13 protein-coding genes are annotated in these 13,806 nt (G+C 38.0%); 8 read left to right on the top strand and 5 right to left on the bottom strand.

Going from position 1 to position 13,806, the window contains the following annotated elements; genetic code table 11:
* Window positions 1-52: 52 nt before the first annotated feature.
* Window positions 53-1,336, bottom strand: a complete 1,284-nt coding sequence (locus tag GQR55_RS10340; protein WP_166420526.1) for a sodium:proton antiporter — start codon at window positions 1,334-1,336, stop codon at window positions 53-55.
* A gap of 344 nt (window positions 1,337-1,680) precedes the next feature.
* Between GQR55_RS10340 and GQR55_RS10335 the strand changes: the two genes are divergently transcribed.
* The 3 genes from GQR55_RS10335 to GQR55_RS10325 all read left to right on the top strand — a co-directional run bounded on the left by GQR55_RS10335 (window position 1,681) and on the right by GQR55_RS10325 (window position 4,721).
* Window positions 1,681-3,597 (top strand): ATP-dependent DNA helicase, encoded by a 1,917-nt coding sequence (locus tag GQR55_RS10335; protein WP_166420525.1) that lies wholly within the window; start codon window positions 1,681-1,683, stop codon window positions 3,595-3,597.
* Window positions 3,598-3,606: 9 nt separating this feature from the next.
* Entirely contained in the window at window positions 3,607-4,308 is a 702-nt protein-coding gene (gene tsaB, locus GQR55_RS10330; protein ID WP_166420524.1) for a tRNA (adenosine(37)-N6)-threonylcarbamoyltransferase complex dimerization subunit type 1 TsaB, read from the top strand.
* 83 nt (window positions 4,309-4,391) lie between these two features.
* Window positions 4,392-4,721, top strand: a complete 330-nt coding sequence (locus tag GQR55_RS10325; protein WP_138490076.1) for a hypothetical protein — start codon at window positions 4,392-4,394, stop codon at window positions 4,719-4,721.
* 95 nt (window positions 4,722-4,816) lie between these two features.
* Here the strand turns inward: GQR55_RS10325 and GQR55_RS10320 are convergent, their stop codons facing one another.
* Entirely contained in the window at window positions 4,817-6,106 is a 1,290-nt protein-coding gene (locus tag GQR55_RS10320) for an alkaline phosphatase (RefSeq protein ID WP_166420523.1), read from the bottom strand.
* A gap of 415 nt (window positions 6,107-6,521) precedes the next feature.
* Between GQR55_RS10320 and GQR55_RS10315 the strand changes: the two genes are divergently transcribed.
* From GQR55_RS10315 to rnd, 3 genes are all read left to right on the top strand, one after another.
* Window positions 6,522-7,373, top strand: coding sequence for an alpha/beta hydrolase (locus GQR55_RS10315; protein ID WP_166420522.1), 852 nt, complete (start codon window positions 6,522-6,524; stop codon window positions 7,371-7,373).
* A 115-nt stretch (window positions 7,374-7,488) separates the two neighbouring features.
* Complete coding sequence (fadD, locus tag GQR55_RS10310; protein ID WP_165727984.1) at window positions 7,489-9,141, top strand: long-chain-fatty-acid--CoA ligase FadD; 1,653 nt, start codon at window positions 7,489-7,491, stop codon at window positions 9,139-9,141.
* A gap of 51 nt (window positions 9,142-9,192) precedes the next feature.
* Window positions 9,193-10,323: a ribonuclease D gene (gene rnd / locus GQR55_RS10305; protein ID WP_166420521.1), complete on the top strand. Its 1,131-nt coding sequence runs from the start codon at window positions 9,193-9,195 to the stop codon at window positions 10,321-10,323.
* A gap of 148 nt (window positions 10,324-10,471) precedes the next feature.
* Here the strand turns inward: rnd and minE are convergent, their stop codons facing one another.
* From minE to minC, 3 genes are read right to left on the bottom strand one after another with little or no spacing between them, the layout of a single operon-like run.
* Window positions 10,472-10,735 (bottom strand): cell division topological specificity factor MinE, encoded by a 264-nt coding sequence (gene minE / locus GQR55_RS10300; protein WP_007377619.1) that lies wholly within the window; start codon window positions 10,733-10,735, stop codon window positions 10,472-10,474.
* A 1-nt stretch (window position 10,736) separates the two neighbouring features.
* On the bottom strand, window positions 10,737-11,546 hold the full coding sequence (gene minD / locus GQR55_RS10295) for a septum site-determining protein MinD (protein WP_165727982.1): 810 nt from the start codon (window positions 11,544-11,546) through the stop codon (window positions 10,737-10,739).
* Between the two features lie 5 nt (window positions 11,547-11,551).
* Window positions 11,552-12,256, bottom strand: a complete 705-nt coding sequence (minC, locus tag GQR55_RS10290) for a septum site-determining protein MinC (RefSeq protein ID WP_165727981.1) — start codon at window positions 12,254-12,256, stop codon at window positions 11,552-11,554.
* 155 nt (window positions 12,257-12,411) lie between these two features.
* On the opposite strand from minC, the gene GQR55_RS10285 reads away from it, so the two are divergent.
* Both GQR55_RS10285 and GQR55_RS10280 read left to right on the top strand, forming a co-directional pair.
* Window positions 12,412-12,699, top strand: coding sequence for a YcgL domain-containing protein (locus GQR55_RS10285; RefSeq protein ID WP_165727980.1), 288 nt, complete (start codon window positions 12,412-12,414; stop codon window positions 12,697-12,699).
* Window positions 12,692-13,708 (top strand): lytic murein transglycosylase, encoded by a 1,017-nt coding sequence (locus tag GQR55_RS10280; protein WP_166420520.1) that lies wholly within the window; start codon window positions 12,692-12,694, stop codon window positions 13,706-13,708. The genes GQR55_RS10285 and GQR55_RS10280 overlap by 8 nt, the downstream gene beginning before the upstream one ends.
* The last annotated feature ends 98 nt before the right edge of the window (window positions 13,709-13,806 follow it).

The raw sequence follows: 13,806 nt of genomic DNA, 5'->3' as shown, positions 1-13,806 counted from the left end.
AGTGATTTTTATAATAACTTGGTTACTGAATGTGTTGCGGACAAAGTATTTATTACTTGGCTTGCTCAGCTGACTTAATGCTGCTTTGAATAAGCGGCGAAATAGTTAAGCCTTGTACAATAATAGAAAATATAACCACAACGTAAGTAACAATAACAATTAAGTTATGTAAGTCAGAGTCGCCTACAAAAACTTGCTCGCGTGGTATAGCTGCCGCCATTGCCAGAGCAAGGCCACCACGTAGTCCACCCCAGGTTAAAATTTTAACACTGTGTTTGTCGTAAGTTCTAAAGCGTTTAAAAATTACAAATGGTGCGCCTACACTTATAAAGCGTGCAAGTAATACCGCAGGTACCATTAATAAGCCTAAACCTATTTCGCCAATAGTGATTGGCATAGTAACTATCAACATACCTATTATTAAAAACAGTAGGGCATTTAAAAAGCTGTCGGTTGCATGCCAAAAGTCTTTTACGTAGCGTGTATCTTCAGGGCCTGTGCGCTCAGTTGCTTTAGTGCGGGTGATATTACCCATTAATATGCCGCTCGTTACCATAGCAAGTGCGCCAGATATTTCCCAAATATTTGCAGCAGCAAAACCTGCGGTAGGAATCGTTAAGGTAATTAATAAGCGAATGTTTACATCGCGGCTATTAATAATTAAAAAGTGCCCAACTAATGCAATGATTAAACCAAATGCAATACCCCCTATAGCATCAACAAAGAATAGCTCTGCTATGTCGCCAAATTGTGCATCGGTACCATAAAAAGCAACTGAGAATATAGTGGTAAATATAACTAAACCAATACCATCGTTAAATAGCGACTCACCTTCTACTTGAACTGAAATACCTTCTGGTGCTCGCATTTGTTTAATAATAGCCAGTACAGCAATAGGGTCGGTTGGACTAATAAGCGCGCCAAACAATAAACAATAAATAAAAGGGACGTCAAAACCAAAAACGGGGAATAAATAAAAGCTTAAATAGCCCACTATAAATGTGGAAGCAATGGTTGAAAATAATACCAGAGCAGTAATTTCCCATCGCTGCTTACGCAGGGCAAGTAGGTTTATTTCGAGCGCACCCGCGTAGAGTAAAAACCCTAACATGCCTTTAAGTAATAACTCGTTAAAGTTAATACTGGAAACAATTTGGGTCATTGCTAATGCATTTTGATCGCCTAATAATTTAACTGCAATGATCAGCAATAAAGAAATAACCACAGAGCCCGTTGTAATGGCAATAGTAGTTTGCATTTTGAGGATGTACTGGTTTGCAAAGGCTATAAATATTGCAATTGCAGAGAGAAAACAAATGAGGTACCAAGCATTCATTGATTAACCTTAACTATTTTTTAAACGACACACAAAAAGGAGGATTATAAACCCGCGTATGGTACTCCTGTAATATTTGAGAGTCACAGTATTTATACCTTTATATCGCTTTTAATAAGGATTATTTTTAGTAAGAGTTAATAACAAATTAGGCTTTGTAAATATTGTCATCAATAAATTAAATGTACGTTATAAATACAGAGTGTATTGTAAAATCGAATAATGAATCACTCCCTAAGCTCGGATAATAAAACGCGCGTTAACCCATAAAATAAAAGTGCGTTTTGTAATTACTTGCCCTAAATGCTTTGCTTACGTAAAATCCCGCTATTATTTATTTTAAAGTGATTGGTATTATCAAACAGCTGTTTAGTGCAACCGGACCTTTGGCGTTATCGTTAGATGGATATACGCCTCGTCAACCACAAATTGATATGGCTGTAGCCGTTGCTGATGCATTAAAAAACAGTTCGCAATTAGTTGTTGAAGCAGGCACGGGTACTGGTAAAACATTTGCCTATTTAGCGCCTGCACTCAAATCAAAAGGCCGAACGATAATATCGACTGGCTCTAAAGCCTTACAAGAACAGTTATACCACCGCGATTTACCGCAACTAGTTAAAGCGGTTAGTGCTTCTAAAAAAACAGCCTTATTAAAAGGGCGTGCTAATTACTTATGTACGTATCGACTAAACCAGCATGTTGCGCATGTACCTACTGACGACTCTGATGTAATGCACCAACTAGCCATGGTGGCTAAGTTTGCCAGTGAAACGCAATCGGGCGATTTAGCCGATTGTATTGGTATAGAAGATGATGCCAAAGTGCTGCCTTATGTAAATTCAACAGCCGATAACTGCTTAGGCAAAGAATGCCCAGATTTTCAAAGCTGCTATATACGCAAAGCACGTTTAACAGCAGCAGATGCTGATGTGGTTGTTATTAACCACCATTTGTTTTTTGCCGACATGGCCGTAAAAGAAAGTGGCTTTGCTGAGCTTATGCCAAAAGCCGATGCGTATATATTTGATGAAGCCCACCAGTTAAGTGAAATTGCCAGTGATTATTTTGGTGAGAGTATTAGCACTAAAAAGCTGGTGGATTTAATTAATGATTTACGTGCTATTTATCGAGCCGAAATTCCCGATATGCTGCAGCTAGGTAAAAGCTTAAATAAGCTTGAAACAAGCGTTGCTGATTTACGATTACAGTTTGGTGTTGATGGCAGTAGGGGGGATTGGCGAGAAAAGCTCAGCGATAAACAAATATGTGCGGCACTTCATCGTGTCATTAGTGATTTAGATTTTGTTTATCAAGTTCTTAAACTTTGTCTAGATAGAAGCGATAAAATAGAGCACCCGTTTGAGCGTGCACTTGCGTTTAAAGGGCAGTTAGAACGGGTTTTTGATACTGCTCAAACTGGTTTTAGTTACTGGTATGAAACAACGCGCCGTTATTTAACAATCAATATAACGCCATTAAATGTGTCAGCTAAGTTTGCTCAAATGATGCAAGACACGGGCGCAGGCTTTGTATTTACATCAGCAACACTTTCGGTCGACAACAAACTCGAGCACTTTAATGCAAGCCTTGGTTTAAAACCAAAGCAAAGCATGATGGTAGATAGCCCATTTGATTACCCTAATCAGGCGCTGCTGTGTTTACCGCGTTACTTACCCGAATCGCACGCTGATAATATGCCGCATGCGATTGTAAAACTCACACTTGAGCTTATAAAGTCAGCGCAAGGGCGTTGTTTTGTCCTATTTACGAGCTATCGAATGATGCACTTAGTTGCCGAAGGGCTCACCACACAAATAGACTACCCAGTTTATATGCAGGGGCAAATGTCTAAGCGTATTATTTTAGAGAAATTTACGCGCCATGGAAATGCGGTATTACTCGGTACGGCTTCTTTTTGGGAAGGCGTTGATGTACGCGGCAGTACGTTAAGCTGTGTTATTATAGACAAATTGCCATTTGCAGCTCCTGACGATCCATTACTACAAGCTAAAATGCAAGATTGCCAAATGCAGGGTAAAGACCCTTTTTCACACATACAATTACCGCAGGCTGTTATTGCGCTAAAACAAGGTGTAGGGCGTTTAATTCGAGATAGTAAAGACAAAGGCGTACTTGTAATATGCGATAATCGCTTAGTTACACGCCAATATGGCCAAGTATTTTTAAAAAGCTTACCGCCGATGCGCCGCACGCGAAGCTTAGAAGATGCCAATACATTTTTAAAACAAATTAATTAGAGTAATAAAATGATCAAAAGTAATATTCTTGCCCTTGATGCTTCAACAGAAGCACTTTCAATTGTTTTACATTTTCAGGGCCAAACATTTCATCATTTTGAAGAATGTCCGCAGCAACATAGCCAAAAAATACTTCCACTTGTGGATGAGCTATTAACTAAAGCAAACTGTAAATTAAAAGACTTAGATGTCATTGGTTTTGGGCAAGGCCCTGGCAGTTTTACTGGTGTACGTATTAGTGTAGCGATAGCGCAAGGTTTAGCGTATTCAACTAACTTGCCGCTTGTAGGTGTATCTACTTTGGCTATTATGGCGCAACAAGCGTTTGAACAAAACGGCAGCCTGAGTGTTTACCCAAGTATAGATGCGCGTATGGGTGAGATATACTTTGCACATTACCAAGCGCAAAATAATCTAATGCTTTTAGTTAACCAAGAATGCGTTATAAAACCTGATTTACTAAACAATGATTATATAGCGACTACTGAGCCATCTGTAGCGGTGGGTACGGGCTTTAAAACCTATCCTGATGCGCTTAATGACTTTGAAAACGTGACAATTAATACTGATATTACATTGCCTGATGCGCGTTATATGTTAGCGCATGTTGAAGCCGCGTTTTTAGCGGGTGATGTTGTAAAAGCGAGTGACGCTCAACCTAAATATGTGCGCGATACGGTAACGTGGAAAAAGCTACCAGGTCGTGAGTAATTATATCTTGAATTCAAGTATTATTTGCAAATTGGTTGTTTTTAAATCATAATTTTATGCATTATTAAGGTTGGAGACGCGTAATGACGCTGCCTATTGGTTCAGGTTTTTTTACCGGAGATATTCCGGGTAGGGTTAGCTCTACCAAAGTTGTTACTAATAAACCACAGAGTTTATTAGACCAGCCGGCTGCTCAAAAAACGAATACCGATTATGTAAAAAGCAGTGTTGAGGGCGTCGAACTGGCTAATCAACTGTTTAAAAGCAGTGCTAAAAGCAATGAATACAGCCAAACAATTTACGACCAACCGACTGCTCAAGTAAGCAAAGCGATTTCTACTTATACTGAATTTGCTAATTTAGAACGCAGGGCAGAAGTACAAAATTTAATAGGCGTTGATATATACGCTTAAAGCTCATTCAAACGTTTTAGATAAATACAGCTATAAAATTTAATAAAAAGCCCGGACATGCGTTCGGGCTTTTTGTGTTCAAAACGAAGCAAAGATTACTGTTCAATAAAGCCGATTAGCTTATCTGCAATATCAGTATTATTTTGTGAACCAATAAATTGATCACTGCCTTTGCCATAAGCAAATACTTGAACGTCTACAGCGGTGTGTCCGCCGGTTGTCCAGCCAGTAAAGCTAGCATCACTAATAATACTTTTAACAGCTAAATTAAGCGCTTTTTCGCCCATTTTTTTAGCTTGCTCAAGTTTGATTTGGTTTTCAGTTGTAAATTCAATATTGGTGTTAGCAGTCCATACTGGTTTTAAGTCTTTAGACTCCATAAGTTTGTCTGTTAACTTACTAGCCGTTGCCTTAACACCTTTAATTACGTCTGTTTCCCATTTAAATTGGCCGTGCGAACCAATAGTTAGGCCGCCCGTTGAGTGATCGGCTGTAACAACAAGTATCGTGTCTTTGTTTTTATCAACGTATGCTTTTGCTTTTTCGATTGATTTAGCAAAGTCGTCCATTTCAGCCATCGCACAGGCTATATCGTTAGAGTGACCACACCAATCAATTTGGCTGCCCTCAATCATTACAAAAAAGCCTTCTTCGTTTTGGTTATCTAGTAAACCAAGTGCTTTAGATGTTAACTGAGTCAGGCGAGTTGGGTTTATATCAAGTGCAAATGGCAGGCCTTTGCTTGCATACAAACCTATGGCAGGTATTTGTGTAATTTGGCCCAGATTATTAATATCGTCGCCATATTGGTAACCTGCTGCTTTAAATTCTTCAACTAAATTACGGTCATCTCGAATAAAATATTTAGTACCGCCACCAAGCATTAAATCAACGGGTAATTTACCAGCAATCTTATTATCAATATAATCGTTGGCAATATCATCGTAGTTGTAACGAGATTCATTGTGAGCTGTAAAACTCGCTGGTGTTGCATGGTTTATTTGTGACGTTACAACAAGCGCTGTGGTCATACCGCGCTCTTTTGCTATTTCGAGCATGGTTTTAACTGGCTTTTTATCTGTATCTACAGCAACCGCGCCATTATAACTTTTATGACCGCTACTAAGCGCTGTAGCACCCGCTGCGCTGTCTGTTACATAAGTATGGTCGTCAGGGTAGGTATGCGCCATGCCTTTTAAAATAGTGTCAAAAACCGTGCCTTCGACTTCTTTTGTTGCAGGGTCATCTTTAAAATAGCGATAAGCCGTGGTGTAAGCCGGACCCATACCGTCACCAATCATATAAATTACATTTTTAGGTGCTGATTCTGCGTAAGCACCAGAAGCGGTGCATAAAAGTGCCAATAAGCTGATCTGTTTTTTCATGGTTGTACCTTATGAGTGTACCTTATTTAATAGCCGCTGATATTGTATACAGATAGGATGATAAATAAATGAATATCTGAGATATTTATAATTTATACTTTGATTTTATATACATAGAATTGTAGTTAACGCTGTTAGTTCTATTTATTTAAATTATACTAGTTATAAGCTATCTATATATGGTGCTCTCACCTTTTATTTGTTTAAAAGGTACTCAATATTAATATGTTAAAAAACCTTTGCTTATCAAACTATTTCTAAGCCATTGAAAATATTGAGTTTGTTTTTCTTCTCAGTGCTATATTTGATACCAAGACGATAATTAAATCGTGAATTTCGCACCATTTCCTAAGTTAGTGGTCTGACAACTTGTATGCTATAAATAATGATGCTCTAAATTAATAAAGGACTTACCATGCAGCCGTTTAATATTGAAACCAATAATTTAAATATTCATGGCTTAAAAGTAGGTTCAGGGAACGAAATAGTAATAGCGCTACATGGGTGGTTAGACAACTGCCATAGCTTTATGCCAATGTTAAACAACGTTAACCCAAAGCACACTTGGTACTGCATTGACTTTGTTGGGCACGGTTTATCGAGTTGGCGAAGTGATGACGCACACTATTATTTTATTGATTATATTGATGATGTGTACCAACTTATAAATGCGCTTGGTGTTAAAAAAGTACATTTAGTGGGTCATTCAATGGGGGCTATGGTTGCAGGACTTTTGGCTAGTTGTTTTGGCGATTATGTTAAGTCTGTTACCTTTATAGAGGGTATTGGTTGTGTTACAACGCCAAGTGAAGGTGTATGCGAACAGCTAAAAAGTGCGGTATTAAATAGAGCGCGTTTAAAAAATAAAAAGTCGAGAATTTATAAATCGAAAGAACTTATTTATGAAGCACGTGCTCAAACAACCGATTTAAATAGTGAGCTTATTACGCTCTTAATGCAGCGAAATATAAAACAGACTTCAGATGGTTTTACGTTAACAACAGATCCAAAGCTTAAAAATCACTCAGGTTTTAGGTTTGATGAAGCGCAATGTATTGGTGCAATAAAAGATTTAGCTGCACCATGTCAATTAATTTTAGGTAACGAAGGTTATTCGTTTGTAAAACAAAATTTGGCAAAGTATATTAGTTATTACAATAACTTGAAGGTAATTGAAGTAGAGGGTGGGCATCATTGCCATATGCAAAGTAGTGAGTTATGTTTTGAGCATATTCAAGACTTTATGCTGCAAAATGGTGCATGTTAATTGTAAGTTTACGTAAAATGTGGGATTATTCCTGCATTAGAGTATTTGCTCAATTGTTAAAGCGCCTTACTTAGATTAAGGTTAATAAAAATATAATTATAAACAGAGGCTAAGAGTGGAAAAAATCTGGCTTAAGCGCTACCCAGAGGGTATGCCTGAAACAATCGATCCTGAGCATTACAACTCGTTACTCGAAGTGTTCGAAAAAAGTTTTTCTGATTACAAAGATCTACCTGCATTTACTAATATGGGTAAAACGTTATCGTATGACGAAATTGACACCGCAACCAAAAAAGTTGCTTCCTATATTCAAAATGATTTGGGTCTTAAAAAAGGTGACAAAGTTGCCGTAATGATGCCGAACTTACTACAAACACCAGTCACAATTTTAGGTGTTTTGCGTGCAGGTTGTGTGGTTGTAAATGTTAACCCACTTTATACTGTGCGCGAATTAGAGCATCAGTTAAAAGATTCCGACACTACCGCTATTTTCATTCTAGCAAACTTTGCTGACACGCTCGAAAAGTCACTTGCTCATACCGATGTTAAACACATTGTAGTAACGCAAGTAGGCGATATGGTTGGCGGGCTTAAAAAGCATATAGTTAACTTTGTTGTGAAGCACATTAAAAAAATGGTGCCAAAATTCAACTTACCGAACACAATTAACTTTTCAGACGTTTTAGCTGCGGATGAAGCTAAATACACGCGTCCTGAAATGAGCTTGTCTGATCTTGCTTTTTTACAGTACACCGGTGGCACAACAGGTGTATCTAAAGGTGCAATGCTTAGCCACGGTAATATGGTCGGTAACCTTGAGCAAGTTTCAGGTTGTTTAGATAAAGTGTTAAATCGTGGTACAGAAGTCGTTATTACTGCTTTACCGCTTTATCATATCTTTGCTTTAACAGCTAATTGCTTAACGTTTATGAAATACGGTGGCTTAAACGTACTTATTACTAATCCACGTGATATGCCTGGGTTTGTTAAAGAGCTTGGCCAACATAACTTCACCGCTATTACTGGCGTAAACACACTATTTAATGGTTTATTAAATACTCCAGGTTTTGCTGATCTAGATTTTAGCCACTTAAAAATGTCGTTAGGCGGTGGTATGGCGGTTCAACGTCCTGTTGCCGAAAAATGGCAAAAAGTGACTGGTTCAAAACTAATGGAAGGCTACGGACTTACTGAATGTGCTCCTTTAGTTACTATTAGTCCTTTTGATTTAAAAGCATACAATGGCTCTATTGGTTTACCTGCGCCTAATACCGATATTAAGTTAATGCTTGATAATGGTGAAGAAGCCGCAAAAGGCGAGCCAGGTGAGCTTTGGGTTAAAGGCCCGCAAGTAATGGTTGGTTATTACAAACGACCAGATGCAACCGCTGAATGTTTAAAAGACGGCTGGTTTGCTACAGGTGATATTGCGACTTATGATGATGAAGGTTTCTTCTTTATTGTAGATCGTAAAAAAGACATGATCATTGTATCTGGCTTTAATGTTTTTCCTAATGAGATTGAAGAAGTAGTGGCTATGCACGAAGGTGTACTAGAAGTAGCCGCTATTGGTATTCCTCATGATGTAAGTGGTGAACAAGTTAAAGTTTTTGTTGTGAAAAAAGACCCTTCTTTAACTGAAAAAGATATAATAAGTCACTGTCGTGAAAATTTAACTAATTACAAGGTCCCCAAACTGGTAGAGTTTAGGGATGAGTTACCTAAAACTAACGTAGGTAAGATACTCCGAAGAGCCTTGAAAGATTAGCAACCTATAAAAAAGCCGACATATGTCGGCTTTTTTATTGTAGGAGATTAAGTGCAATACCAATTGATCGAAACCCAAAATCAACTGAACACTTTTGTTGAACAAATAAAAAACAAACCTATTTTAGCTATCGATACTGAGTTTATGCGTCGTCGTACTTTGTATCCTGAAGTAGCACTTATCCAAGTTTTTGATGGTGAACACTTAGCACTTATAGATCCATTAGCTGAGCTTTCACTATTTGATTTTTGGGAAATACTTAAAGATCCCGCAGTTTTAAAAGTACTGCATTCTCCTTCAGAAGATATTGAAGTTTTTCAAAAGTACGCAGGCTTTGTTCCAGCCCCGTTATTTGATACACAATTTGCATTACAATTACTTGGTGAAGGCAACTGTATGGGTTTTGCCCTTATGGTAAAAGAGCTGCAAGGTATTGAAATAGATAAAAGTGAGTCACGTACTAACTGGCTACAACGCCCGTTAACTAAAAAACAACTAGATTACGCTGCCGCTGATACATTTCATTTATTACCATGTTTTGAGCTGATTATCGATCGCATTAATGTCGCTGGCTTTTTTGATATTGTAATAAACGAGAGTGAGCTGATTGCTAAAAAACGTGCATTTCAGACCCCAGACGAGCTTTTATATAAAGATATTAAAAATGCATGGCAACTTAAACCGCACGAATTAGCGGTGTTAAAAGAGCTTGCTGTATGGCGAAGAAACAAAGCCATTAAGAAAAATTTGGCACTTAATTTCGTGTTAAAAGAACATAACATGACTGAAATTGCTAAGCGCGGCCCTTCAAGTTTAAACGCTCTTAGGCAAATTCCAGGTGTTGAGGCTATTGAAGTTAATCGCTCTGGTGTAGATATAATAAAGTGTATTGAAGCTGCTAAAGAAGTCCCAGATGCTGAGCATCCAGATGTGCTTAAGCGCTTAATTGATTTTCCTACCTATAAAAAAGTAGCGAAAGATATAAAACAAAAAATCACTAAAGTAGCTAAAGAGCACAATATACCAGAAGACGTTATGGCCTCTAAAAAGCAAATCAATCAATTGATTAGTTGGAATTGGAAGTTAACGCCTGATCAAAAACAGAGTCATATAAAGCCTGACTTACTGAGCTCTTGGCGATATACCTACGTTAAAGATGCTTTAAAAGAGTGGGATACTTAACGCTAAATATATACCTTTAACTGTGTGATAAGGGTCTTTTGATTCATATTACATGGTTAAAAAGTTTTAGTTGAGCGTAGATATTCATAGTAATTATTAAAAAGTAAACACAAATAAAGAGGGCGCTAATAAAGCGCCCTTTCTTCGATTACTTCTTTTCTTCATCAGGTAGTGTAACGTTTAGCTCAAGTACGGCTAAATCGTCTTCGTTCTGATCGAACTGAACCTGAACTGCATCGCTACTTACGTTCACGTATTTACGGATCACATCTAAAATATCTTGTTTTAATTGTGGTAAGTAATCCGGCGTTCCTCGTTGAGAACGCTCGTGCGCGACAATGATCTGCAATCGCTCTTTTGCTAATGACGCACTGTTTTTCTTTTCTGAGCGGAAGTAGTCAAGTAAAGACACGTTAACCTCCAAAAATCCGTTTAAATAAGCCTTTTTTCTCAACGTCTAAGAAGCGAAAATCGACAGTTTCACCTAGTAGGCGATTAATTGCGTCAGAGTAAGCTTGGCCTGCATCAGATTCTGTATCTAATATAACAGGTTGGCCTGAGTTTGAAGCACTTAACACCGCTTGCGATTCAGGGATCACACCTAGCAGTGGAATTGATAGAATATCTTGTACGTCTTCTACCGATAGCATTTCACCTTTTTCAACACGACTAGGATTATAGCGTGTTAATAGTAAGTGTTCTTTAATGTTTTCTAGGCCTTCTTCAGCTCGTTTTGATTTGCTGTGTAGAATACCTAAAATACGATCAGAATCTCGAACTGACGACACTTCTGGGTTTGTTGTCACAATTGCTTCGTCAGCAAAGTACATTGCCATCATAGCGCCAGCTTCAATACCTGCTGGTGAATCACATACTATGTAATCAAAGTCTTCTTTTAATTCGTTTAGTACGCGCTCAACACCTTCACGGGTTAATGCATCTTTATCACGAGTTTGTGAAGCGGGTAGTAAAAATAATTTATCTACACGTTTATCTTTAATTAGCGCCTGGTTAAGTTTTGCCTCACCATTTATTACGTTTACAAAGTCATAAACAACACGGCGTTCACAACCCATAATTAAATCTAAGTTACGTAAACCAATATCAAAGTCGATAATAACTGTTTTATAGCCTTTTAACGCTAAGCCTGTGCCAATTGCAGCACTTGATGTTGTTTTGCCAACACCGCCTTTACCAGAGGTAACGACAATTACTTTTGCCATGAGATTTATCCTTTAACCAAAGCTGAAATTTCTAATGATTCGTCTTTTTGTTGTATTTGCACTGCATTTCCCCAATGTTCACCTTGTAGCGAATCACTGATCCAGTAGTTACCATCTATTGAAACTAGTTCGGCTTCAAGTTTTTGGCAAAAAATGTGTGCTTCTTTAAAACCTTTTGCGCCTGCAATAGCGCGGCCGCGTAATGTGCCATATATATGTACATTACCATCGGCAATAACTTCAGCGCCGTGACTTACTGCACCAAGCACGATTAAATCGCGGTCTTTAGCATAAACTTGCTGGCCAGAGCGAACGGTACCGCTAATAATTTGCGCCGGCAAATGCACTGTTTTTTCTACAATAGACGTATTAGCCTCTTGTTTAACAGGTTCGCTCTTAACGTCTTGTGAATAATTTAAAACAGATAAGCCAGCCGCTTTAGCTTGGGCATGTTGCTCATCAGAGCCATTACACACACCAACTGCATTAAAGCTCATGCGCTCAATCAACGATTTTAAGTGTACAAAATCGAGTGAACTGTTTTTAACTTCAAGTAAATTAACAACAATAGGGGCACCTTCAAAAAACCTAGGTGCTTGGGCTATTTTTATATACAACTGTTCTGCTAGAAGGGCTATATCAGTACTATAAAGATGCAAAACTGATAACGTAAAAAGATTCCCTTTTAACTCAAAAATTTGGTCCGACATACACGCTCAATTGAATTGTCTGATTAAAAATCAATATTAGATAAACGTAGGCTGAATAAGGCCTTTATTGAGATTTCTAATCTAAATTTTCTAACTTATTATTACTCTCATGTTATAGTGTGCGGCATTGTTAAGCAAGAATTTATAGGGTCATAATGCTCACTGCTGTATATAAAAGTAAGAAAAAAGCGGATACCTTCTTATTTGTTGAAAAAAGAGATGATTTTAGTAAAGTTCCGGAACCTTTAATGGTCATGTTTGGTCAACCTCATTACGTTATGATCATAAACTTAGCTAAACGTGAACATTTAGGTGGAGCCGATTTAGAAACTGTAAAAGCAGCATTATCAAACCCTGATAAAGGCTACTACTTACAAATTCCACCGCCGGAGGAAAACTTACTAAGTCAATTACGAAAAGAAAATGGAGTTGATAGTGATTAAAAAACTGACCGTTTTATTATGTGGAGTTTGCTTAAGCGGCTCTGTAATGGCTAAAACACAAGCCGAGTTTCAAACATATTTAACTGATTTAAAGCAAGAAGCGATATCTAAAGGTTACGAAGCGAAGCTTATTGATGATGCTTTTGAAACAGCAACCTATAAAGAGAAAGTAGTGTCGGCTGATAAAAACCAGCCAGAAGTAAAAGAAACGCTTGAAACGTATTTACCAAAACGTGTACCCCAATGGAAAATTGATCGTGCACGCAAGCTCTACGCAGAAAACAAAGAGGTGCTTGAACAAGTTGCTAAAGAGTTTGGCGTACAAGCTCGTTTTATAGTGGCACTTTGGGGACTTGAAAGTAATTTTGGTACTATTCAAGGTGGCCATAATGTTATTTCATCTTTAGTGACGCTTGCTTTTGATGGACGCAGAGAAGCGCTATATAAACGCCAGCTTTGGGCAGCACTGGATATTTTAAAATCGGGTCACATTACCTTAGATAAATTTAAAGGGTCTTGGGCCGGTGCTATGGGGCAAACACAATTTATGCCTACATCGTTTAACGCTTACGCAGTTGATTATAATAACGATGGCCGTAAAGATATTTGGACCACAAAAGAAGATGCTTTTGCTTCAATTGCTAATTATTTAAAGCAAGAAGGGTGGAACGATTCGCTTACTTGGGGCCGCCAAGTTCAACTACCTGAAAACTTTGATAGTAAATATGTTTTAGTACGCGGTACTAAAACACGTAAGCAGTGGTTAGAGTATTGGAATGATTCTGAGCGCTCATTAGCTGATTGGCAAGCACTGGGTGTTCGTAAAGCCGATGGTTCTGATTTACCTAATGTAGACGTACGTGCTGCACTGGTTATGCCTGATGACATAAATGGACGCATGTACTTAGCGTACGATAACTACAAAGTGTTTATGCACTGGAATCGCTCGTATTACTTTGCAACAAGCGTAGGTTATTTGTCAGATAGAATTGGGTATCCAAAAATCTAATTATTAAAATATATATATACCTAAATTCGGATAATAAGTGCAATTTCTCAGATTAGATGGCCAGCTGTTATAATTCGGCCATTTTCTCGCCAAAGGAA

The sequence above is a fragment of the Pseudoalteromonas sp. Z1A8 genome, from assembly GCF_011378855.1.
GTDB lineage: Bacteria > Pseudomonadota > Gammaproteobacteria > Enterobacterales > Alteromonadaceae > Pseudoalteromonas.
Note: the sequence above shows the minus strand (reverse complement) of the source record. Positions and strands in the feature narration are given on the sequence as shown.

Coding starts and splice junctions, on each gene's coding strand:
- GQR55_RS10285 (WP_165727980.1), top strand. CDS start 12,412: ATGCTCACTGCTGTATATAAAAGTAAGAAAAAAGCGGATACCTTCTTA.
- GQR55_RS10320 (WP_166420523.1), bottom strand. CDS start 6,106: ATGAAAAAACAGATCAGCTTATTGGCACTTTTATGCACCGCTTCTGGT.
- minC (WP_165727981.1), bottom strand. CDS start 12,256: ATGTCGGACCAAATTTTTGAGTTAAAAGGGAATCTTTTTACGTTATCA.
- tsaB (WP_166420524.1), top strand. CDS start 3,607: ATGATCAAAAGTAATATTCTTGCCCTTGATGCTTCAACAGAAGCACTT.
- GQR55_RS10325 (WP_138490076.1), top strand. CDS start 4,392: ATGACGCTGCCTATTGGTTCAGGTTTTTTTACCGGAGATATTCCGGGT.
- GQR55_RS10340 (WP_166420526.1), bottom strand. CDS start 1,336: ATGAATGCTTGGTACCTCATTTGTTTTCTCTCTGCAATTGCAATATTT.
- GQR55_RS10315 (WP_166420522.1), top strand. CDS start 6,522: ATGCAGCCGTTTAATATTGAAACCAATAATTTAAATATTCATGGCTTA.
- minD (WP_165727982.1), bottom strand. CDS start 11,546: ATGGCAAAAGTAATTGTCGTTACCTCTGGTAAAGGCGGTGTTGGCAAA.